The sequence below is a fragment of the Corynebacterium canis genome, from assembly GCF_030408595.1.
GTDB lineage: Bacteria > Actinomycetota > Actinomycetes > Mycobacteriales > Mycobacteriaceae > Corynebacterium > Corynebacterium canis.
Window position 1 is genome coordinate 1,394,693 of sequence record NZ_CP047080.1, and the last position, 21,835, is coordinate 1,416,527.

Annotated in this window: 24 protein-coding genes and 1 tRNA gene; 12 read left to right on the top strand and 13 right to left on the bottom strand. The window is 57.2% G+C overall.

Features of this window, described 5'->3' with window-relative positions; genetic code table 11:
• Positions 1–9: 9 nt before the first annotated feature.
• Positions 10–1,050 (bottom strand): DUF11 domain-containing protein, encoded by a 1,041-nt coding sequence (locus CCANI_RS06120; protein ID WP_186750398.1) that lies wholly within the window; start codon positions 1,048–1,050, stop codon positions 10–12.
• Positions 1,051–1,279: 229 nt separating this feature from the next.
• On the opposite strand from CCANI_RS06120, the gene CCANI_RS06125 reads away from it, so the two are divergent.
• The 4 genes from CCANI_RS06125 to CCANI_RS06140 are packed head-to-tail and all read left to right on the top strand — an operon-like array spanning position 1,280 to position 3,272.
• Entirely contained in the window at positions 1,280–1,492 is a 213-nt protein-coding gene (locus CCANI_RS06125; RefSeq protein ID WP_146325574.1) for a biotin/lipoyl-containing protein, read from the top strand.
• Complete coding sequence (gene rsmD / locus CCANI_RS06130; protein WP_146325575.1) at positions 1,493–2,056, top strand: 16S rRNA (guanine(966)-N(2))-methyltransferase RsmD; 564 nt, start codon at positions 1,493–1,495, stop codon at positions 2,054–2,056. It begins immediately after the preceding gene.
• A complete protein-coding gene (coaD, locus tag CCANI_RS06135; protein WP_146325576.1) occupies positions 2,049–2,522 on the top strand; it encodes a pantetheine-phosphate adenylyltransferase in 474 nt (157 codons plus the stop codon). The genes rsmD and coaD overlap by 8 nt, the downstream gene beginning before the upstream one ends.
• A 9-nt stretch (positions 2,523–2,531) precedes the next feature.
• Positions 2,532–3,272: a sulfite exporter TauE/SafE family protein gene (locus tag CCANI_RS06140; protein ID WP_146325577.1), complete on the top strand. Its 741-nt coding sequence runs from the start codon at positions 2,532–2,534 to the stop codon at positions 3,270–3,272.
• Positions 3,273–3,279: 7 nt separating this feature from the next.
• On the opposite strand, the gene CCANI_RS06145 is transcribed toward CCANI_RS06140, so the two are convergent.
• A complete protein-coding gene (locus CCANI_RS06145) occupies positions 3,280–3,786 on the bottom strand; it encodes a hypothetical protein (RefSeq protein ID WP_146325578.1) in 507 nt (168 codons plus the stop codon).
• Positions 3,787–3,872: 86 nt separating this feature from the next.
• Between CCANI_RS06145 and CCANI_RS06150 the strand changes: the two genes are divergently transcribed.
• From CCANI_RS06150 to CCANI_RS06160, 3 genes are all read left to right on the top strand, one after another.
• Entirely contained in the window at positions 3,873–4,973 is a 1,101-nt protein-coding gene (locus CCANI_RS06150) for a sensor histidine kinase (RefSeq protein WP_146325579.1), read from the top strand.
• On the top strand, positions 4,970–5,623 hold the full coding sequence (locus CCANI_RS06155) for a response regulator (protein WP_146325580.1): 654 nt from the start codon (positions 4,970–4,972) through the stop codon (positions 5,621–5,623). The genes CCANI_RS06150 and CCANI_RS06155 overlap by 4 nt, the downstream gene beginning before the upstream one ends.
• A gap of 659 nt (positions 5,624–6,282) precedes the next feature.
• The gene (locus CCANI_RS06160) at positions 6,283–7,413 is read left to right on the top strand and encodes a hypothetical protein (RefSeq protein WP_146325581.1); all 1,131 of its coding nucleotides are present in this window, start codon (positions 6,283–6,285) and stop codon (positions 7,411–7,413) included.
• A gap of 168 nt (positions 7,414–7,581) precedes the next feature.
• Here CCANI_RS06160 and CCANI_RS06165 read toward each other — a convergent pair whose 3' ends face one another.
• Together CCANI_RS06165 and CCANI_RS06170 are read right to left on the bottom strand one after the other, a co-directional pair.
• On the bottom strand, positions 7,582–8,412 hold the full coding sequence (locus CCANI_RS06165; RefSeq protein ID WP_146325582.1) for an alpha/beta fold hydrolase: 831 nt from the start codon (positions 8,410–8,412) through the stop codon (positions 7,582–7,584).
• Positions 8,409–8,672 carry a zinc-binding dehydrogenase gene (locus CCANI_RS06170; RefSeq protein WP_146325583.1) on the bottom strand — a complete coding sequence of 88 codons (264 nt, stop codon included), beginning with the start codon at positions 8,670–8,672 and terminating at the stop codon, positions 8,409–8,411. Before CCANI_RS06170 ends, CCANI_RS06165 begins: the two co-directional genes overlap by 4 nt.
• A gap of 89 nt (positions 8,673–8,761) precedes the next feature.
• On the opposite strand from CCANI_RS06170, the gene CCANI_RS06175 reads away from it, so the two are divergent.
• Positions 8,762–9,544, top strand: coding sequence for a transposase family protein (locus CCANI_RS06175; protein WP_290210929.1), 783 nt, complete (start codon positions 8,762–8,764; stop codon positions 9,542–9,544).
• Here CCANI_RS06175 and CCANI_RS06180 read toward each other — a convergent pair.
• Entirely contained in the window at positions 9,521–10,303 is a 783-nt protein-coding gene (locus CCANI_RS06180; RefSeq protein WP_246118321.1) for an NADP-dependent oxidoreductase, read from the bottom strand. The two genes, CCANI_RS06175 and CCANI_RS06180, sit on opposite strands and share 24 nt — an antisense overlap.
• 64 nt (positions 10,304–10,367) lie before the next feature.
• On the opposite strand from CCANI_RS06180, the gene CCANI_RS06185 reads away from it, so the two are divergent.
• The 4 genes from CCANI_RS06185 to CCANI_RS06200 all read left to right on the top strand — a co-directional run bounded on the left by CCANI_RS06185 (position 10,368) and on the right by CCANI_RS06200 (position 13,322).
• Positions 10,368–10,844: a winged helix-turn-helix transcriptional regulator gene (locus tag CCANI_RS06185; protein WP_146325737.1), complete on the top strand. Its 477-nt coding sequence runs from the start codon at positions 10,368–10,370 to the stop codon at positions 10,842–10,844.
• 92 nt (positions 10,845–10,936) lie between these two features.
• Entirely contained in the window at positions 10,937–11,842 is a 906-nt protein-coding gene (locus CCANI_RS06190; RefSeq protein ID WP_146325738.1) for an ABC transporter ATP-binding protein, read from the top strand.
• Complete coding sequence (locus CCANI_RS06195; RefSeq protein WP_146325739.1) at positions 11,839–12,579, top strand: ABC transporter permease; 741 nt, start codon at positions 11,839–11,841, stop codon at positions 12,577–12,579. The genes CCANI_RS06190 and CCANI_RS06195 overlap by 4 nt, the downstream gene beginning before the upstream one ends.
• Positions 12,579–13,322 carry an ABC transporter permease gene (locus CCANI_RS06200; RefSeq protein WP_146325740.1) on the top strand — a complete coding sequence of 248 codons (744 nt, stop codon included), beginning with the start codon at positions 12,579–12,581 and terminating at the stop codon, positions 13,320–13,322. Before CCANI_RS06195 ends, CCANI_RS06200 begins: the two co-directional genes overlap by 1 nt.
• A 1-nt stretch (position 13,323) precedes the next feature.
• On the opposite strand, the gene ehuA is transcribed toward CCANI_RS06200, so the two are convergent.
• The 8 genes from ehuA to CCANI_RS06240 all read right to left on the bottom strand — a co-directional run bounded on the left by ehuA (position 13,324) and on the right by CCANI_RS06240 (position 21,734).
• On the bottom strand, positions 13,324–14,088 hold the full coding sequence (gene ehuA / locus CCANI_RS06205) for an ectoine/hydroxyectoine ABC transporter ATP-binding protein EhuA (RefSeq protein ID WP_146325741.1): 765 nt from the start codon (positions 14,086–14,088) through the stop codon (positions 13,324–13,326).
• Between the two features lie 10 nt (positions 14,089–14,098).
• A complete protein-coding gene (locus tag CCANI_RS06210; protein WP_146325742.1) occupies positions 14,099–15,010 on the bottom strand; it encodes an amino acid ABC transporter permease in 912 nt (303 codons plus the stop codon).
• Positions 15,007–15,927, bottom strand: coding sequence for an ABC transporter substrate-binding protein (locus CCANI_RS06215; RefSeq protein ID WP_146325743.1), 921 nt, complete (start codon positions 15,925–15,927; stop codon positions 15,007–15,009). The genes CCANI_RS06210 and CCANI_RS06215 overlap by 4 nt, the downstream gene beginning before the upstream one ends.
• 100 nt (positions 15,928–16,027) lie before the next feature.
• On the bottom strand, positions 16,028–16,960 hold the full coding sequence (locus CCANI_RS06220; RefSeq protein ID WP_425457363.1) for a DUF368 domain-containing protein: 933 nt from the start codon (positions 16,958–16,960) through the stop codon (positions 16,028–16,030).
• A 143-nt stretch (positions 16,961–17,103) separates the two neighbouring features.
• The gene (locus CCANI_RS06225; RefSeq protein ID WP_146325744.1) at positions 17,104–17,304 is read right to left on the bottom strand and encodes a hypothetical protein; all 201 of its coding nucleotides are present in this window, start codon (positions 17,302–17,304) and stop codon (positions 17,104–17,106) included.
• A gap of 1,516 nt (positions 17,305–18,820) precedes the next feature.
• Positions 18,821–19,801, bottom strand: a complete 981-nt coding sequence (locus CCANI_RS06230) for a putative endonuclease domain-containing protein (RefSeq protein ID WP_290211547.1) — start codon at positions 19,799–19,801, stop codon at positions 18,821–18,823.
• A 212-nt stretch (positions 19,802–20,013) separates the two neighbouring features.
• Positions 20,014–21,348: an NINE protein gene (locus CCANI_RS06235; RefSeq protein ID WP_146325557.1), complete on the bottom strand. Its 1,335-nt coding sequence runs from the start codon at positions 21,346–21,348 to the stop codon at positions 20,014–20,016.
• 312 nt (positions 21,349–21,660) lie between these two features.
• Positions 21,661–21,734: transfer RNA gene (locus CCANI_RS06240), tRNA-Leu, on the bottom strand.
• Between the last annotated feature and the right edge of the window lie 101 nt (positions 21,735–21,835).

Sequence of the window (21,835 nt, forward strand, 5' to 3'; positions counted from 1 at the left end):
GTTGGCGGGCTAGTCTTCCGTGTAGATGCACGATATGACTTGTTTGTTGCCATTTTCAGTGATGGTCGTGAAATATAATTTCGCAATTTCCAGATCGTCGCTTTCTTCGCTCGCTTGATTCGACACAACCTTTACGTTGAATTTCATGTTTGCGTTACCGCGGGGCGCGTACGAGCCGATATTGATACCTGAGGTGGTGATCCCATCGGGCGCAGCTGAACCTGTGGGGTGTTTTGAGTTAGCTAACCGGCTGGATCCCGGTACATATTCAAAACCGAAAGGAAGTGCAACTTTGAACACCACATTGTCTTGCTGGACGGTCCCTGTGTTTTGGTAGCTTACGAGGAACGATATTTCCTCACCCACCGAGACGAAGTTTCCAGATCGCCATTCGGTATCGTTTTTGGTTTTGCTGTGTACCTCAATTTCGTAATTTGCCTGCGCGGACTGTGCCTCAAACACCATGTGGACCATGCCCGCATACTCTATTCCTCCAGGCACTAAGCCGTCAGCTTCGTAATACCCGACTTTGCGCATCGTTCCTTCGAAGATTTCGGTTCCCAATATATGGTGATTGATGCGCCCCTCCGAACGTACAATAGTATTTAGTGGGTACTCATCAGTTGATATGTATCTGAATATGATATCTTCGTTGGCTGTTAGCTTCACGCTTGAAAAATAGCAATTTGGTCGGGCGTTTTGTGCGTAGATTTCGCCTATAAGTTCCGCGGTTTGGTGCGCTCTAATTACGCTGGGTACAGTAACTTTTATTTGAGTGTTGCGAGCTAATTGATCTGCTTCAGCATTGTTGTTGTAGTAGAGGGTGGCCAGGTACAACTCTCCTGGTTGTACTGTTATTTCGTTCCGGGGTTCAGTGACGCCATCGTCGTGAACTTCTCTGATGCGCAAAAACTGGAATTCATCCCCCCATTCCGGATTATCGGTAGTGGAATTAAAGGTCACGTATGGTGCCTGGTGTGGGAAATTGAGTCGTGGCCGCTCGTTGCTCTTTTTCAAGGCATCCGAATAGCACTCCTGTTCGCTGATCATTTCTGGCAAAGTAGCCACCTTTCGTCGCGCCATTGAATTCACATATAAGTCAAATAGGTTCCATCTAGTTTTGTCGATTTGACTTTTCATTGTAACTTCTGGAATTCGTATTATTTAGTGGTTAACCCCATTTGTGTGCGGTCCGCCACCAAGCTCGGTGTCGCTGGGAGTTGGTGCGGGCCCCAGTCTGTTGCCGTTGTTTTACAGCCGGTTGGGTTAAGCTAGCTGCATGAATATTTGTGCTCCGTTTGCTGGGATCGTCCGTTTTACCGTTGCGGTGGGCGATACCGTTGCAACTGGCGACACGCTGGCCGTGGTTGAGACCGTAAAACTTGAGGCTCCTGTGGTTGCGCCAGGGCCCGGCGTTGTCACTTCCCGCTCCGTGGAGGATTTCGCTGATGTGTATGGCGGTGATCTGATTCTCGAATTGGGTGAGAGGTAGATGACTCGCATTATTGCTGGTGAGGCGCGCGGCAGGAAGATTAAGGTGCCGCCGGAGGGCACGCGTCCCACCTCCGACCGTGCCCGCGAGGGGTTGTTTTCGTCCCTGCAGGTGCGTTTTGGTTTCCAGGGTGCGAATGTGCTCGATTTGTTTGCGGGTTCGGGGGCGCTTGGCTTGGAAGCTGCGTCGCGGGGTGCGGCGTCGGTGGTGCTGGTGGAGAATGACCGTCGCGCCGTCGAAATTATCCGCGAAAACGCTGCCGTGGTGAAGCACCCCAATGTTTCGATTGTGGAGCAGAAGGCTTCCGCATATTTGGCGTCGGCGCCGCGCAATCACTTCCATATGGTGCTTGCGGACCCGCCGTATGAGCTTGCGGATTCCGCCGTCCGCGAAATGCTCGAGGCGCTCATTCCCGCGCTTGTCGACGGCGCGGCGGTCGTCGTTGAGCGGCACGTGCAATCGCCCGAAACCGACTGGCCGCCGTGTTTCGTGCCGACCACCCAGAAGCTGAAAAAGCGGACGTATGGCATCGCCCGCATGGATATGGCGGTGTACCATGCGTAGCCGCGCGGTGTGCCCAGGTTCCTTTGATCCGGTGACGCTCGGCCATGTGGACATTATTTCTCGCGCCGCACAGCAATTCGACGAGGTGACGGTCCTTGTGACCCACAACCCCAATAAGGCGGGGCTGTTTAGCGTCCAGGAGCGCATGGATTTAATCCGTGACGCCACCTGCCATATCGCTGGGGTGCGGGTGGACTCTTGGGCGGGCCTGTTGGTGGATTACACCACTGAGCACGGCATTAGCGCCTTGGTAAAGGGGCTCCGTAGCGGTATCGACTATGAGTACGAATTGCCCATGGCGCAAATGAACCGCAGGCTCACGGGTGTGGATACCTTCTTCCTGCTTACAGACCCGAAATACGGGTATATTTCTTCCACACTATGCAAGGAGGTGGCCAAGTACGGCGGTGACGTAACGGGGTTGCTGCCGGATGCCGTGGTGCGGGCATTAAAAACCAAATTCTAAGGTGGAAACATGTTCGAGCTGGCGATCGTTTTTGCAACCGTGGCCGTGGGGTCGTTTTTACAGCGCGTCTCGGGCATGGGATTGGCGTTGCTCTCCGCCCCGATCCTCAGCTTGCTCATGGGCCCCGTCGCGGGCGTGCTGGTGGTGAATCTGCTGGCGTTTCTCAATGCCGCTATGGCCACCACCACGGTGCGCGCATGGATCGATTGGAAAAAGTTTTCGTTGATCGCGTCGGTGCTGGTGGTGGGGTCGGTGCCGGGTGCCTACCTCGTCCGCATCGCCTCGCCGGCGCTGCTGCAAGTCCTAGTCGGCTCCCTGCTCTTGATCGCCCTGGCCGTGGTGGTTTACGGGCAGCGATGGATCCCGCCGATCGGTGGCCGCGGTGCCGCCATCACATCCGGGATTGTAGCCGGCTTTATGAACACCACCGCAGGGGTCGCAGGTCCGGCGGTCACCGTGTATGCGGTTGCTTCCGCGTGGGAGCAGCGGAGTTTCACCGCCACCCTGCAACCGATCTTTATGGTGGCCGGCCTGATCTCGCTGGTATCCAAACTGGTGTTGGGGGCGGGCACGATCAGCGATACGAACATATGGGTGTGGCCGATCGGCATCTTCGGCATGCTCCTAGGCAATTGGCTCGGGCTGCGGCTGGCGGATCGCATTCCGAGGTCGCGCGCGCGGACCTTGTCCTTATTGGTGGCGGCGACGGGCGGGGCGTCGGCACTCGGCCGCGGATTGCTTACCCTATGAGCGGGTCTTACATCCACGCGTGCAAGCCGAAGGCGAGGGCCGCGGGTAGCAGCGGCAGGGCGAGATTCGCGGCGATCACCTTCGCCTGGCACAGTACCTTGGCATGGAACATATAATCGCCCCAGCCCGCGCACTCCGCGGTGCCGCGCGGCATCACCCAGGCGGGCCGCCATGTGCAAATTACGAGCCAATCCACGATAAGGAGATCGTAAATCAAAAACATTATGCCCGCGCCCAACGCCGCAAAATACGCATTGAAAACGCCCGGGTGTTCGGTGAGGTAAAGCCACGTGCTTAACGTCATGGCGCCAAGCAAAACCACCATAAACAGCGAACCCCAAACGAGCCCAGCGCGTTTCTCGCGGGGCGTTGCAGGGGGCATGGCTTGTTGAATATCGGCGGGATAATCCTGGCGAAACGCCTCTTTGCCGAGCCCGATCGCAACAATCAGCACAATCGTGGGCGCCACCATGCAAAGCGCCGTCGTGGTCAGAGTGTGAACAAGAAGCTGCACGTGCCCTAGTTAACCACTTTCAGGCGCGAAATCAACCCTAGGGTTGACGCAATGTTACAGGTGAGCTGGTTAGGGTAGTGGGCATTATGCAATTGCAACGGTACCTTGGCCCGTTTCCGCGGTGGAGTTTGATTCTCGCCTTCGGATTCGCAGGTTTGATCGACGTGTTTTTCGGCAGCCCAATTGCGGGTGATCAGCCCGCGGGGCCGCTTGGCTGCGCCCTAGCCGTTATCCTTTTACTCGGTTTGCTGCTGCATCCTTGGGGGCAAGACCGCGCCTTATTCGTGGTTTGCGCAGTGCTCACCGTACTTATCTTTGTGCCTAACGTGGTGGAAACCGTGCTAGTGGCGCCTACTACGCTGTATGCGGTGTATTTGGCGGCGGCGTACGCTGCGCACCGCAATCGATGGCTGGTGTGGGCGATCGTAGGTACGATAGCCGCGCCGTATTTTGGCAATACCTATGTTCAAGTCGAATCGCCGAGCATGGTGTTGCCCGTGGCCATACCCACGCTATTTGGAGTGGGTTTTATGTGGCTCGTGGGCCTGAATAAACGCCGGCAACGCGAAATGCTCATGACGCTTTCCGAACGCGCCGAACTTGCCGCCCTCCTCGAACGCACCCATATTGCGCGGGAACTCCACGATATAGTTGGCCACAATTTAACCTCCGTAATTGCGCTCGCCGACGGTGCCCGTTTCGCCGCTCAAAACGACCCCCAAATCGCCGTGGAAACCTTGAAAACAATTTCGGATTCCTCGCGCGAAGCCTTGCAACAAGTCCGCGGATTGGTCACCTTGCTGCGCGAAGACGCCAGGCCGCGGCTTGCCCCATCGAGCGACGGTATCGCCGCGCTTATCCATGACACGAGGGCGGCGGGATTTGATCTGAAACTCACGGGTGATATTCCGGAGAATTTGCCTCCCGCCCAGGCATTTGTATTGTTCCGGTCCGTGCAGGAATTGCTTACAAATATGCTGCGGCACGCGGACACGCCGACTGGTTCATTAATATTTGAATCATCGCCGACTGCGGTGAAATGCCTTGCAGAAAACGACTGCACGAAGCCTTGGGAGAAAGGATCCGGTTTGCTGGGACTTCAAGAACGCGTTGAGGCGGTGGGTGGTTCAGTGCGGATCCGGAGCGCTGACCAGCGCTTTGTGGTGCAGGTGGTGATCCCGCGATGATCCGAGTCGCCCTCGTTGATGATCAACCCCTAGTTCGATCTGGCTTTGCAATGCTGGTGAATTCCCAACCCGATCTTGAAGTGGTGTGGCAGGCCGGTGACGGCAGTGAAGTCTTTGCCCAGCCGCCCGCCGACGTGGTGCTGATGGATGTGCAGATGCCCAACATGGACGGCATCACCGCCGCCGCACAATTGTTGGCCAAGGATACTGATGTGCGCATTATCATGCTCACAACGTTTGATGATCGCGACTATGTTACCGACGCCATTGCTGCAGGTGCGAGCGGCTTTTTACTCAAAGATGCCGAGCCGGAAGAACTGCTTAAGGCCATCCGTGTGGTTGCCGCTGGGGAAGCGGTGCTTGCTCCACGCGTGACCGCCAAATTGCTGACCGAATTCATTCCGCGTCCCGCCGTGCCGGTGGTGCATTGCGACGACCTTACCCCGCGCGAGGTAGAGGTATTACGGCTTATGGCTTTCGGCTATAGCAATACTGAAATAGCGAAAGCCCATGTGGTCAGTATGGCGACGGTAAAAACACACGTCCGGCATATTCTGATGAAGCTCGGCGCGCGAGACCGCGTGCATGCCGTTTTGTATGCCTACCGCACTGGGCTGGTAAGCCAAGAAGAATTGCTTTCGCAAGAATAAGGGTTGTTCAGGGCCTACTTGCGTCAACTGGGCACGGTCGGTTGAAAAACACTGGAAACGACATCGGTTGTGCACCGCCGGACTCCGAACCGAACGCCCCTGTACGATCTGCCTTGCCGCGCGGGATCTGCCTCGCTTTCGGGCCCGATTTTCCTGGGGAAACGCGGCCACGCAGGATCTGCCTCGGGCACATCTGCACACGATTGGCAGCAGATGTGCAGCGAGCGGATGATTGGGACGCGTTTTCTCGCCGGGTGGGTTGATCAAACGGCTGACGGCGGCTTAGTTGACGGGGTGCGCAGCGCGGCGACGATGTAACCCGCCACCAAAAGCTTCATTATGTGTGGTGGCGCGCCACAGTGCGGGCGGGATTCTTGTTCACCCAAATAAGCCCGGTGAATAAACCTCCGGGGGTGAATGGATCATGTCGGATTACCCCTTGATCGGACAAATACTCCGAAATTGATCCATATTCTGATAAATCTGTTTAATGATGAATAGAAACTCTGAAAGGCTTTAAGGTAAATTGGCTAGGCTGACATCCCCACTGCAACACGTATTGCAATCAAAGTATTTGCTTCTTTCAATATATATCATCCGTGATGGCTGGGCGGGTAAAAGTGAGTAAAACTCGGTTCTATGTTTTTGGATTGGCGCTTGTGCTTGCCGTAGTGGTTGCACGTATCTTGCTTATACCACGGGAAGAAATTGTCAGCCATAAACCTGCATTCATTGGTATTTCAGGCGAAGCGGTAAAGACGTTAACAATGAATCCGCGCGACAATGTGGTATTAACATCAGAGGCGGGCGATAAACTTGAATTGTTGCAAACTCGCGCCGAGTATTTTCCAGCTATTGCACGTCTCGGAGATAACTTTGTTGTTCCTGATGATGATCATTTATTGGTGCTTGATAAACAACTAAACCTAGTGCGCAAGCTGCATGTGCCTGGGCTGGGCGTTGGCTATCTTTCAGATTCGCGGAGTTCATCAAATGGGAACGTTGCGGCGCTCTATTTTAATGATGGGACTGTGGAGCAGGACGAACGTCATCTGATGGTACTTGCCGAAGGGGATCGAGTGTTTTCCATGCACACTCGATATAAACCGGTTGCGGTCGCAACTTGTGATGATGCTTCGGTTGTATGGGCCGAACATTTTCCTGAATCTGACGATCATGCTGGCGGCCCTGGCATTACACGCATTACGCGTGCAACAATCAATGGTGAAGTTGCGAAATACGAGTTTCCGTATGAAGCTGAATATCAGCCATCTTTTGATTCTTCAATTAATTGTTTAGATGAACCGAGCTACGTGACATATTTCAGCGGCGATGAGTTATTAGTGGTTAAAATCAGGTTCGTCGATGGCAAGGTCGAAATCGTCGACCGTGGAACGATGCCTACACCAGAGCAAACGACGATAGGACGATCCAGCCATGGCAGTGGCAACAAGTATTATGTGTATGGCGAATCGGGAGCAATGCACCGAATCGACCTAGATACCAGGTCGGTGGATTATTCGGTGAAGGTACTTGATTCAAGATTCATAATTCGATCAATTACATTTGAGGGTGATACGGCACTTATAGTTGCCGCTTTCGAGGATTTCGACTTTGAGCAAACAGTGTCGCTTGTAGATTTAAATAATCCCCAGTGTGTTTCTCACCCAACCGTATTGCGGGGATATGACACACCTCCGAAAACATTTGGTGTCCATTTGCTTCCGATAGACGCTATTGTTTTTTCGATCTTGCCGATTGAGCGGAACCCCAAGGTAAATTGTGCGTAGCCCGAGCGCCAACACATCCCCTGATACTAAGATTGTGCAACTCGGACATGCCGCCCACGCTGATTAGGGGGACCGTTCGCGGGTCGCATCCACCACGTGCTTACCCGCCACCACCACCAACGTCGCCGCCGGTACGAGCCGTTACATTGTTTTCACGAGAAATTGCTTCTATCGGAGAAAGTTCTTAACGTCTTTTGTGAACCGTTCTGGATGTTGGAATAGCGGTGCGTGACCGGTGTTTTTATAGAGCCGTGCCGACGTTGCGTTTGGGATGCATTGTGCAAGCTCGAACGTGTTGGGGTTGGTTGGGACCATGATGTCTTTGTCGCCATTAATCACCAGTGTGGGGTGTGGAATATCGGCGAGATTGTCGGGGCGTTTTCTGCCCCATGCGCTCACCGCTTTGAGTTGTTTGATAAAATCTCGTGGGCGAATCGCTTTTCCGGGGTGCGTGTATGTTTGTTGCCGTTCGAAATAGCCTCGCATGCCATCGCGCGCTGATTTTGGAAAGAAAAGATAGTTTCTTGGGTCCTTTCTCGTGGCAAATCCGCGCAGCATTGCCCAAAATGTAACCAAGGGTACTTTGGTGATGCCACGGCCTCCGGCGGGTCCGGTTCCGACCAGAATGAGTCGGTGCACAAGCTGGGGATAATCGAGCGCTAGTTTTTGCGCAACGAATCCGCCCATTGACATCCCCAGCACATCGACGGGACCCAATTTGCTGTGCTTGATAAATTCGGCAACGCCCGCAGCCATGTCCGCGATTGACGACGCCGCGATGCCGCCGCTTGCTCCTGTGCCTGCGTAGTCGAGGGTGACCACGCTGCGGGTTTGTGCTAGGAGGTCAATGAGATAGGGGTCCCAATTGTCGAGCGTGGCAGCGAGGTGGGTCAGCAGTAATAGGGGTGGCTGGTCGCTGGCCGGGCCCTGTGATTCACGGAACGCAATGCGGCCTGCCGGGGTTTCAAGATATTTAATAGGTTGTTCGCTGAAAGTCATTGTGCCGCAATCTCGATGACGGTTTTGCCCGGGCCCGTCTTTTTCTCGCTGGGGTTATTAAGTGCGTTTACCAGTTCGTCAAAGGGCACAACATTTCCCACGATCGGTTTTAGTTGTGCGACGTCGACGGCTTCCGCGATGCGGGTGAGTTGTGCGCCGTCGGCACGCATAAAGAGGAATTTGTAGGTCACACCGGCTTTGCGTGCGGACGCCCGTTCCTTGCGGCTGAGGAAATGAAAGATTGGTTTTAGGAGGGTTATTCAACCGCTGGGGTTTTGCCGGGTGGACTTTCCGACCTCAATACCCCCGAACATAGCAAAGGCGATACAAGGTTCCGCATAATGAATCTATGACAAAACAAAACACAAATGCCTTGTACCGCTGGGCCAATACTAGCAAATGTTCGACTGATGAGATTATCGCGCTAGCCAACGACATCGAAACCGCAGGTTATACACATCATTGCCCCCTTAGTTTGGGGTTAGTCAGTAGCCTGGAATGCGCTTTGGTCTACTACTGGAGCGAAAATCTCCCGCAACGTGTGATCGCCACGATCTATGGGGTGTCCCAACCCACGATTTCCCGCGCCATCAACGCAGTCCTTGACCTTCTGGAACGCTTTCTCCCAACCGCACCAACCGTGGAAGACCTCGTACCAACGCGCCATCGCGTCCTCGATGGGACATTGGTCCCATGCTGGTCATGGAAAGGGCAACAACAGTTGATCAGCGGCAAACGCAAAGCCACCGGCCACAACCTCGCAGTCTTGACCGACCAGAACGGCAATATCGAGTACATCAGCCCGCCAATGCCTGGGAGATCTCACGATAAGCGCATCGCAGATAAGCTGGGCATCACCACCGTGTTGCCAGGCGACTATGTCACCGCCGACCTTGGGTACGTAGGTACTGGTTTTGACATCCCCCAGAAACGCAACAACGGGCAAAAGGTTCTCGAACCCTGGCAGCAGCGCTTCAACAACGCTCTTGCATCCATCCGCTGGGTCGTCGAACAAGCAATCGCCCACATCAAAAACTGGCGAATACTTCACACCGACTGCCGATTACCCATAGCCACCACGAAGCGCACAATACAAACCCTTACCAAGCTATTCTTCTACAGAAACCCCTGAATAACCTTCTAGGAAGGGTTTGCCAAGTTGGTTTGCCAATTCCGCATCTGGATTGCCGATAACGCTGACGATGGTTCCGCCCTTACGCAGTACTTTCATTGAGCGTTCGATTTCGGCCCCGCCGAGTGTGTCCAATACAACGTCGAAATCTTTGACGTGCTCTTCATAGTTTTGGGTTTTGTAATCGACCACGATATCTGCGCCCAGTTCTCGCGCGAATTGGACATCCGCGGTGCCGACGGTGACGGCCACGGTGGCACCGAGCATTTTTGCCACCTGAAGTGCGATCGACCCGAGGCCGCCGGCGCCGCCCTGGATAAACACTTTGGTGCCTGGGCCGACATTGGTTTTTTCTGTAAACGCTTGCAGCGCTGTGAGGCTGACAAGGGGTAGCGCTGCGGCTTCGATAGCGGGAATGTTTCGAGGCTTGTGGGCGAGGTCTGCGGCGCGGACGATGCAATATTCTGCGAATGCGCCAAGGCGTTCCATGGCGGGGCGGGCGAAAACCTCGTCTCCCACCTGGAAGTCAGTCACGCCAGGTCCTATTTGTTCCACGGTCCCGGCGAGGTCATTGCCCATGATTTGCGGCAGTTTGTAGGAATAGAGCGATTTCATCGCTCCGCGTTGAATCATGCTGTCCAAGGGGTTGATGCTCGCGGCGTGCACTTTGACCAGGACTTCCCCTGCTTGCGGGGTCGGGGTGGGGAGGTCTGCCCACGCAAGTGGGGCACCGTATTTGACTAGGGTGGCGGCTTTCAATTGGGCTCCATTCGGAGTAGGCTAGGTTCAGAATTGCAACCCAGCTTATGTAGATTGGACCGCTATGTCAACGCCCGCTGCTCCCGCGGCTACTTGCCCTATCGCTCGGACCCTGGAAATCGTCGGGGAAAAGTGGAGTTTGCTTATCCTGCGGGACGTCGCTCGGGGGATAACCAAATTCAGCGAAATCCACGACAGCCTTAACTGCCCGAAAAACCTCCTTTCGGCAAGGCTGAAAACCCTCGTCAGCGCAGGCATTTTGGCCAAGCGGGAGTACAAAGAGCCCGGGGCTCGCCTGCGCAGCTCGTATCACCTCACGGAAGCCGGGGCGGATCTACTGCCCGTACTTATTGCCTTGCAATCGTGGGGGCAAGCCCACCTCGACCCGGCCGAGCTCATATCCACCCGGATATTCCATCGCGAGTGCGGTGGAGAGGTGCACGCGGCGCTGACCTGTGCGCACGGCCACCACATTGGTGCCGCTGAGATTGACGTTGAGTGGCCCGAATTACACCAGGGCAGCGGTTTAGCATCGGGATGAGCGCATCCACCCGCCTCCACCCTTGGGATGAGCGGGGAAGATCAACTCCCAGGTTGACGCTAAACCTGCAGGTAGCGGCAAGAATCATGGCTATGACATCACTTGCAATAGAGACCACAGGTTTAACCAAGCAGTTCAAGGGCGTGGCTGCCGTAGACGCGCTTGATCTGCGGGTCCCCGAAGGAAAAATCTACGGCTTTATCGGCCCCAATGGGTCCGGCAAGTCCACCACCATGAAAATGCTCCTTGGGCTGTGCCGCCCCACGGCCGGCCAGGCGTGCGTGCTGGGCGAAACCATTTCCACCCGCCCCAGCAAGCAACTCATGCACACGGTGGGCGCAATGATCGAAGCCCCCTCCGGGTACGCCCACCTTACGGGCGAGGAAAACATGAAGATCATGCAGCGCTGCCTCCGGCTAACGGATCACCAGGTGGCGCGGGCGCTGGACACCGTCCACCTGACCAAGCACCGGAAGAAGCTGGTCAAACACTATTCCATGGGCATGAAGCAGCGCTTGGGTATCGCGATGGCATTGGCGCGGGACCCGAAGCTGTTGATCCTGGACGAGCCAACCAACGGCCTCGACCCAGCCGGCATCGATGAAATCCGCCACCTTTTGATTCAGCTGGCGGGCAGCGGGGTGACTGTGTTCGTTTCCAGCCACCTGCTCGATGAGATGGACAAGATGGTGGATGTGCTGGGCATTATCATGCGCGGCAAGATGATTTTCCAAGGCACCCGCGAGGAGCTATTGGGCCGCAGCATGCCCGATGTAATCGTGCACGCATCCGACCCTGAGGCGGTGCTGGCCATCGTCCCCAATGCCGTCCGGGAGCCGAGCGGTGCGGTGCGGCTCGCGGGCCTGCACCAGCAGGCGGCCGCCACCTTGTTGTCTTACCTGGTCACGCACGGCATCGAAGTGTACGAGTTTTCGCGCGCCCACCAGACGCTCGAAGACGTGTTCCTGGATCTCACGGGGGAGGGTGGTCTGCGATGATGCGCACCATGGTCCCCCTGGAATGGTTTAAAATGCGGCGCCTTCACCTCATCCCCATCATGCTGGTGCCCACAGCGGCGGGATTCCTGTTCGCCTCCCGATTCTTTTCCGGCGATGAGCAGAAAAGCTGGGAAGACGCCCTGCTCGCACTATCGATGGCCATGTCTTTGACCATGCCACTCGTGCTCGCCGTGGTTGCCACACGCCAGACGGACATTGAACATTCGAGCGGAGGGTGGTTGGTCGCGGCGTCGATAGGCAGCAACCCGGGTGCGTTATGCCGGGCAAAATTCTTTGCGCTCGCCCCAATAATTCTGGCGGTGACAACGTTAAGCGTCGGCTTCCACATTTTGCTGGGCAAACTGTCCGGGCTCGGGCCCATAGCGGAAGGAAACCAATACTGGGTGAGTTTCTGGCTTGGATTGTGCGTGGTCAACCTGTGGCTTATCGCGTTTCATATCGTGCTGTCGGCGCGTTTTGAAAGCCAAGCTATAGGCATGGGCATCGGAGTGGTCGGCGCGTTTATCGCCTGCTTCAGCTACCTAATTCCCACGGACTCAATCGCCGTAAAAATCTTACCGTGGAGCTATTACGCAAACGCCACCACAGCGACGTTTAACGCTGAAGGAATCGCGGAATACGTGGCGTTAAATTGGGTGCCAACGGTAGTTTTCGCGGCCCTCGGCATCGGGGCATTCACACTGGTCACCGCAAAAATGAACACAAAGGAGCAATAATGTTTCGCGCGGAAATGCTCAAGCTAAAGCGGGCTCAACTTTGGGTAGTAATAGTCGTGCTTCCCGTTCTTGCGGCAATCACCGGCACCGTGAATACCACCGCAAATCCCGGGGTGATCAGCCAAAACTGGGACGGGTTAATGAGCCAAATCACCCTCTTTTATGGCCTGTTCTATTGCGCCATCGGCGTGGCCATTATTGTGGCGGCGGGGTGGCGGATGGAACACAGCGGCAATAATTGGACCCAGGTGCACACCACCACCTCCAACTATTTCAAATTCATGCTGGCAAAGATCGCTGCCTTGCTGATTCCGGTGTTGGGCATGAACCTGTTGCTGCTTGCGTGCGTGACTATCGGCGGCAAATTTGCAATGTCGCTGCCGGGGCTGCCTTCGGCGAATACGTTTACCGTGATCGGCATGACCGTGGCCATGGCCGCCCCCGTGGTGGCGCTGCAATCGGTGTTTTCCATCTGGATGAAGTCCTTCGCAGCCCCCATCGGCGTTGGCGTTTTGGGCAGCATCGTCGGCGTGGGGTTCGCGTTTAAGCTGCCAACTTTGGCGCTACTATTCCCATATTCCCTGCTCACAAACGGTATTCTGTTGGGTTCGTTGGCCGTGGGGGAGTCTATTGCCGACGCCGCGACTGTTACCCGCATGCTGGCCTCCGCCGCGTGCATTACCCTCACCCTCGCCGCGTTCGGTGCGTATTCTCTGCGCAGGCGTAAAGGTGCCGCCTTGTGACCTAGAGCAGGCTGGACAGGAACGCTTGGGTGCGCTCGTGTTGCGGGTTATCAATGACCTCGGCGGGCGTGCCCGTTTCCAGCACTTTGCCGTCGTCCATAAAGATCACCTGGTCGCTGACCTCGCGGGCGAAGCCCATTTCGTGCGTGACCACGAGCATGGTCATGCCGGAGGCGGCCAGGCCCTTCATCACATTGAGCACCTCGCCCACAAGTTCGGGGTCGAGGGCGGAGGTGGGCTCGTCGAAGAGCATCAGCTTCGGGTCCATGGCCACGGCGCGGGCGATGGCCACCCGCTGTTGCTGCCCGCCGGATAGCTGCACGGGGTACGTGTCGGCCTTGTGTGCTAATCCAACGGAGTCCAACAGTTCCATGGCGCGCTTGCGGGCTTGGGCTTCCGGCTGCTTTTTCACCTGGATCGGGGCCTCGATAATATTTTCTATTACCGTGCGGTGGGGGAAGAGGTTGAATTGCTGGAACACCATGCCGATATCGGCGCGTTGGCGGGCGGCCTCCCGCTCCGAAATCTCGTACAGGGTGCCCTTGCGTTCTTTATAGCCGATCAGCTCGCCATCCACGTACAGGCGGCCTGCGGTGATCTTTTCCAGGTGATTCACGCAGCGCAGCATCGTGGATTTGCCGGAACCGGATGGCCCGATCAGGCACGCGACGGAACCTTTGGGTACCTGAAGGTCAATGCCTTTCAGGATCTGCAGCTGGCCGAAGTTTTTGATCACCTGCTGGGCGTCGATCATGAGTTCAGACATGGTATTCCTTCTAGTCATTGTCAATGGTGACGTTGGACGGCGGGACGCCCTCGGCGTCCGCAAGCGCGGCGAGCTGGCGGGTGGTCAAATGCCTGGATGCGCCCCGCGAGAAATAGCTCTCTAGGTAGTATTGGCCCACCATCAGGATCGAGGTAATCACCAAATACCAGGTAGCGGCCACCAACAACATGGGGATCGGTTCGAACAAGCTATTGGCAATGTCCATGGACCGGCCGTAAAGCTCCAACGAGTACGGCACCGCCACCACCAAGGACGTGGTCTTCAGCATGGAAATCAGCTCGTTGCCGGTCGGCGGGATGATAATTCGCATCGCCTGCGGCAATACCGTGCGCCGCATGGTTTGCCACCAGCTCATGCCCAAAGCTTGCGACGCCTCCGTCTGCCCCTCGGGCACCGCCTGAATACCGGCGCGCACGATTTCCGCCATATAGGCGGATTCGTTCAGCCCCAAGCCGATCACCGCAAGGAAAAACGAATTCTTCAGCACCGTTTGCAAATCAATCTCGGCAAAGCCCAGGTTAATGCTCTGGTACAGCGAACTCGCCAACCCCCAGAACACCAATTGCACGTACACCGGCGTGCCGCGGAACACCCACAGGTAACCCCAGCTCACCACCCGCAAAACCGGGTTGGGGGACATGCGCAGCACCGCCAGAATCGAGCCCAGCGTCACGCCGATAAGCATGGCCAGCACCGTCAGCGCCAGGGTGTGCAAGGCCGCATTAGCCACGCGGCTATCAAACAAATATGCGCGGTAGGTTGCCCACCCATACGCCTCATTGCCGGCGGCGGAGACGATAAACCACACGGCGAGCAGGGCCAGCACGCCGGCGGTAATCCACCGGCCCGGACGCGGAAGGGATTTCGCCTCAATAGGGTTCGGAGTCGCGGGGGCACTCATGATTGTTCCTTTCCGGTCACGGGTTCGCCATTCATCATGGCTTGTTCAACAAGGCCGTCTTCCAAGCCCCACTGTTGTAACAGCCGGGCATACTCGCCCGATTCGATCAAATGTTGGAGCGCGGCGGCGAGCGCCGGCCCCAATTCAGAGTTCTTTTTCACGGGCCAGCCGTAGTGCGCGGCGTCGAAAATCTCGCCGATCAGCTCCAAGCGTCCGTCGGAACGCTCAACGGCCCACGCGGTCACCGGGGAATCGGCGGAAAACGCGTCCGCGCGGCCCAAAATCGCGGCGGTGGCGGCGGCATCGGAGGCATCATAGGCTAGCTTTTCAATCGGCTCTTTGCCCGCGGCCACGCACGCCTCGCTGCGGCCCGTCACATCGTCGGTGTCAGAAACGGTGGTGCGCTGCACGGCGACCACCCGCCCGCAGGCATCATCGGGGCTGATGTCGGTGCCAGGGCGCGCGGCCCACTGAATCCCCGCATTCAGATAATTAATAAAATCGTAATTTTTGCGGCGTTCCTCGGTGTCCGTAAAACCGCTGGCACCAAAGTCCACCGTACCAGCGGAAACGGCCGGCAGGATCAGGCTAAAATCCTGGTCTTTGACCTCCAGCTCCAAACCCATCACGGACGCGGCGGCGCGGGCTAGGTCAATATCAAAGCCGATGATTGCGCCTTCGGAATCCTTAAACTCAGCCGGCGCGAACGGCGGGTTGGTCCCAATGGAAATGGTGCCGCGCTGCGCGATATCGGCCGGCACCAATGCTTGTATTTCGGGAACGGCGGCGGGCTTGATCTCCACCCAGCCTTCCGGCAGGCCGCCTTCCACATTGGTCACGCAACCACTGACAACGGTGGCCACGGCTATAAGCGCCGCCACCACCCGCAATGGTTGTGAAAGTAAACGCCAAGTCATGCGCATAAATGTAACATATGCACAATCGAGTTGCTATATCGCGCCGTTGCAGCCCGCGTTAAGCGCGAAAAAGCCCACGTGAAAGGCGATAAAACCCGCGTTACTCGTCCGTTGCGGCACTCTTCGGTGCATATTTTTCAGCCAAGATGGTGATTGCAACGATCGCCGCCCCCAGCAGCATAAAGCCCACCATCTTTACCAGGTCGTCCCCGGGCGCCAGCAGGTCGGCGTCGGCGGTTTGCCACGGCCACAACGCGCGCAGCGAGCCCAACATCAGGCCAGCCATCACAAACAGCGTAATAGTGCGGTGCTTGGACAGCAGGTAATCCAGGAACCGGATAAATAGCGCAATGCCGGTCATGGCGCCGAGGACAAACACCACCATGATCGTCAGATCGCGGTCCTTAATCGCGCCGATCACGGGCGCGTACAAACCAACCGCAAGCAGGAAAAACGAGCCGGAAATACCCGGCAGCACCAGGGCGCAGATAGCCACGGCGGCGGCGCAGAAAATGATCAGCAGGGAGGGGTCCTTCTGTTCGGCAGAGGTGAAACCCGTGCCCCAGAACGTAATCGCCGCAGCGAGGAAGAGCGAGGGCCACGCCACCAGCGCCTTGGAACGCAATTCGGCCCGGTCCACCATTTGGATGGGCACCAGGATTGACATAGCCACCATGCCGAGGAACAGGGCGCGGGCGACGGCGGTGTGGTGTTCCACGAAGTTATGCATCACACCCGCCATTGCGAAGATGGTCAGGATCATGCCCACGGCGACCGGGATAATAAGCCACCAGTCCACCGCGGCGAGCTTTTCCTTCGCCGCTTTCGGGTGCGTCACGGCTGTTTTGGCGGCGGATAGCAATTGGTTACCCGCGAACAGGGCGCGCTCGTAGATACCAACAACCAACGCGACGGTGCCGCCGGATACACCGGGCACCAGCTCGGCCATTGCGATTAATGCACCGCGAATAACATTGAGCAGAATTTGCAATGGCTGCTTCGTTGATCGGGTAAGCACAGGGGTTTCACTCACGAAGAATCCTTTGAACTTTTGGTAAGAAGAAAACGCACAATCACTCTACGTGGTTTTGCTATTGCTTATCGACGCCGCTGCACACATCGTGAGCAGAAACACGAACCGTTTCCCGCTGTGGCGCCCCCAGTCCAGTGGGCATGTTAGCTTCGCGTTTGCAACTTGATTCGAGCGCGAATCAGCCCGGCAACACCATACGCCGACAATCCGATGGGCACCGCATGTGCCAGCGTAAACTCCCCGCTCAATACGCTGATCTGGGCGGCCAATAGGGCCAGCGCAAGCAGGATCACGATTCGCACATCCAATTGATCTTTCGTGCAATCATCGGGGTGCTTCAACATGGTGCCCGCGCCTCCTCGCAGTGTAGAGCCAAAAACCTTCGCTACTACCATTGAAAGAGCGCGGTACGAGGGGAGTCAAGCCCCTGGCAAAAGTGATATTTGATGGAGACCTCAGCGAAACACGTGCGAAATTTCGGGTGCCTCCAAGCGATCGATGCGACCCACTTGGGGTCTGTTTGCGAGATGTGTTTGGGTGAACTAGAGCACCGCCCGCGTTGTGGCGTGCCGCCTTCTTTGTCGGGTGCGTTGCGGTGTGCCGCCATATCTTACGAAGCCTTTGGTCGCGGATCGCATCGTCGCCGGTCGCCCCGGCATCAGCCGAGCCGCCGTTAGCTGTTTGGTCGGGGTGCTTGGCGATTACCTGTGTGCCTATTTGCGCTGCTGTGTTTCTTCGGTTGAATCCATCAACCTCACCCGCGAAATCTGCCTGGTTTCCTGCCGTGTCAGATGTGCCTGAGGCAGATGTAACACGGCCGTTTCGCGTTCCTGCGGAAACGCCATCGTGCGACGACCGGCGTGTCGAATCTGCCTGAGGCAGATATAGCGAGGCGGTTGCGCGGAAAATTCCGGCCTCCACCTCGCCACATCACCTAGTGTGGTGGTGCGGATCTGCCTAGTTTTCCTCCCGCGTCAGATCTGCCTGAGGCAGATTCGTCGCGGTCGCGTTTCCCCAGGAAAACTCGGCCCAAAAATCAGGCAGATCCGGCGGAGCGAGGCAGATCGTACATTGCCGAAGAGCGGCCAGGCAGATTGTACGTGGCTGTGTGGTGCGAGTTTCGGTGGTTCGCAATCGATGTCGTTCCAACGTGTTCGAGGCGGCCGTGACTTCTCGCGCGCAACAGTACGTTGCCCCCAGCGACCTTTTATTGGAGCGGTGATGCGGATCTGCCTGATTTTCCTGCCGTGGCAGATCTGCCTGAGGCAGATGTAACACGGCCGTTTCGCGTTCCTGCGGAAACGCCACCGAGCGCCGACCTCCGTGTTGAATCTGCCTGGGCGTGAAAAATCATCGGCCCTGAGCACGGAAAATTCCGGCCTTCAACTAGCCACATCACCTGGCGTGGTGTGGAGGATCTGCCTGCCTTTCCACCCGCGCCAGATGTGCCTGAGGCAGATTCATCGCGGGCGCATTTCCCCAGGAAAACTCGGCCCAAAAATCAGGCAGATCCCGCGGAGCCAGGCAGATCGTGCATTGCCGAAGAGCGGCCAGGCAGATTGTTCGTGGCCGGGGAAAGGGGGTGCTTCAGCTACGGGCAGTTACGGGGTGCTGCGGGCAGACGGAAGTGGCGCGGCTGGCGCGGCGTGAGAATGGGCCGGGGTGTGCCGGGTTTCGGGCTCACCGAACAGTATTGAGCTTCACCGTGCCGGTTACAGGGGTGTGGGGCGCGCACCAACGAGACAGGTCGGCGAGCAAGCCCAGGTAGTTGGGGTGCAGCGAGTGATCGCCGTGAGGATTCGGCCGTTAAGGTTCGGCGTCAGGATTTGGTGTTTGGTTTCGGCCGTTCAGGGTTCGGCGTCAGGATTTGGCGTTTGGTGTTTGTGTGGTGTTGGTTTCGGCGCGGTGGATGGCGCGGCGCAGGGTGGTGATGAGTTCGCGGGGTTTTTGCAGTAGCCCGTGGGTGATACGTAGTGGTTCCCAGCCGAGTTCGCGTAGCCGGATCAACACTTTGGCGTCGTAGTCGCGTTGGCTGCGTTGGAGGTGGTGGGCACCGTCGTAGAACAAACCAACGCGGATATCGGGCCAGCCGGAATCAAGCACGGTCAGCAGGGGTGTGCCGTCGTCTGCCAGCGCACCGGAGTTATAGATCGGGATTTGCACCTCCAGGTGTTGGCGAAGCTGCTCGGCAATCAACCGCAGCACGGTCTCCGGGGGCGACTGGGCACCAGAGCGGGACAGGTTCAACAGTTTTTTCAACTGGCGGGCGCTGAAAATATTCCGCGCGATGTCACGCACCAGCTGAAAGTTTAGTGTGGTGCATGCGCGCAGCGCGTCGATGAGCTGGATGGCGCGGACTTCCCAGTTAGCAAGGTTGGGTACTTGGTAGACCCACCAGGAGTGGCGGTCGCGCTGCAGATCAATCAAGCAATCCACCAACGCGTATTCGGGGGCGACGACCTGCATGCCGGGTAGTTCCTGGTCCGGTGTCCATACCCTGGTGCCTGGCCGCAGTCTGCGGCGGGTGGCGTCGAACACGCTGTGGCTGCGTTGGAAATTACTGGCCACATGTAGGGTGATGTGGGCGTCATCCACCCAGTACTTCAGCCCGGCGTAGGCTGCGGCGGCCCAGCCGCCGATAATGACATTCGGGGTTTGGGTGAAATGCGCCCGGGCCCGCAGCATGATCGGGGCGGCAAACCCGAGGCGTTGCGGGTGATACCGCGAACCCCACTCCACCTCCCGGGAAGCACGACAATACCCACGCGGCATGGCAAGCCGGCGGGTGATGTTGATGAAAGAGGTATCGAGCAGTTTGGTGCGACGCTGAAACAAACACATAGCACCAGTGATAACCCCAAAACAGCACAAAACCTAGGGATTTCCCAGACACACCCCACCAACCTGTGGATAACTTGAAACTATCCACAGGCATGTAGGGTGCCAACGGCAACAAGGTGGCGCGCAGCAAGACAAACGGGTATAATGCCGATCGCCGCAGCGGGGGCGGTGTACTTCTTCGCTCGAACAGGGCTCGTGAATAGACCCCGTTGTTAAGAAGGCTGAACGATGATGGTCATTGCGGCGTTAAACTGGCGTTTTGCAGTGAGGATGTCAATGATCCAGCCAATGGCAAATAGCCCACCGGTAAGGAAGTACACCACGCCTTTACCCGCGCTACCCATATAAAAATGATGAAGGCCCAACCAGCCGCCCACGATGGCCAACGCCAAATATGTTGAGAAATCCTTAGTAGGAACCCGTACGGCGTAGGCGGGCCGTTGCTGCGGCGCATACGCAAAGGGCACCGCCGGTTGCATGTGCGGCATGTGGGACATCGAGGGTACCTGTGGGAATTGTGCCGCCGGCAGCACCTGAGGCATTTGTGGCGCCTGAGGGCCAAAGTTTGCCGCCGGGGCGGGTGGATTTCCAGCCGGATGAACCACAGACTTGTAGTACTCCGCCAGCAGCGCATCGCCGAGCGGATCATCGCTGCTCGCGGGTGCGACCTTGCGTTTCTTATCGTCGCCTGAGGGTTGCCAGGCAGCGGGCACTTCGTAGTTTTGCGGGTTTGCCTCAAATTCGACGAGCACCGGCAAGGGGGAAATCTCGGGATTTAATAATTCGTCACCCATTTCCGTGGCTTTTTGGGCTAACAGAATCAGTTCGGCGGCGAGGGAAGAGCCTTTGATTTGGGCTATGCACGACGTCGATAAGCCCAACGTTTCGAAGTACTCAACGGCGGGCAGTAGTTTTTCGCTGGAAATCTTGCTTAATTCGCCAACGCGTTCGCCGTCGAGGCGGACCTCAACGCGCGGTAAATCCCCATTCTTGCCCACCAACACGCGGTGCAACGTCACAATCAGTAAGCCCGTACCCTGCGGCGGCACGAAATCCTGCAGCACATCGAAATGATCCGCCTCCTTGGTCACCTGGATGCGGCCACCCTGCGGAATAAAGGCATATCCCTCCAATGGCGGATCGTTTAGCGGCACCCACTGGCCGGGTTTCCGCACATCCACGGAACCGAACAACTTGGTGTTCTCGTCGCGCAGGCTGCCCCGGAACCACAGCCGCGCGTGCGCCGTGGCAACATGCCCGGAAGCCGCGATACGGCACAATTCCGGCCAATACTTGGTGGCATCATCGTCGGGAAGGTGGCCGATCGTTTTCCCATTCCAGCGCACGGAAATCGCGCAGCCTGACTGTGAATAGGGATTGTCTGGCTCGGGCACGAGGCTTACGGGAAAGCGAAGCGCGCCGTCGTCAGCCACGGTAGCCACCTTCTGCAGCTTTCGAAGAGTGGAGCGGTAAAAGTGGGCGCCAACGAACTTCTGGTCGCACCACGTGGACCCGGTGGAAACATCGATGCTCTGGGGAATGCTCATTGGGTTTTGCTCAATCTTTCACCCGACAGGTTGGAACTAGGCGTGCAACGCTGCAAAACGCCGGCCCTCCGGGCTGCGGGGTAGCGAATTTTATGCCCTTGGCCTGGGGTTTGCCAGCGACCGCACTGCGATCATTGTACTCAGGGTTGCCTTGCCCGATAAATCCTGGAGCCCGTATGCAGGGGAGTGCGGACGCGGCGATGGGCGGCTCAAACGTGGCGTTGTGCCTGCGGCTTTGACGCAACCAGCGCCGAAACCGAAAAAACCCCTCTCAGCCTGGGAAAATCCCGGCTAACAGGGGTTTGGGTGCTGTGCCCCAGGTGAGACTCGAACTCACACTGGACGGGTTTTGAATCCGTTGCCTCTGCCAATTGGGCTACTGGGGCATTCGCTGCGTGGATGATGTTAGCGCATTGTGCGGGCTTATGAGAAATCGGCTGCTGGGGGCTGTCACCCCACGCGTGGGGGACGGGCGTGGTTTACAATC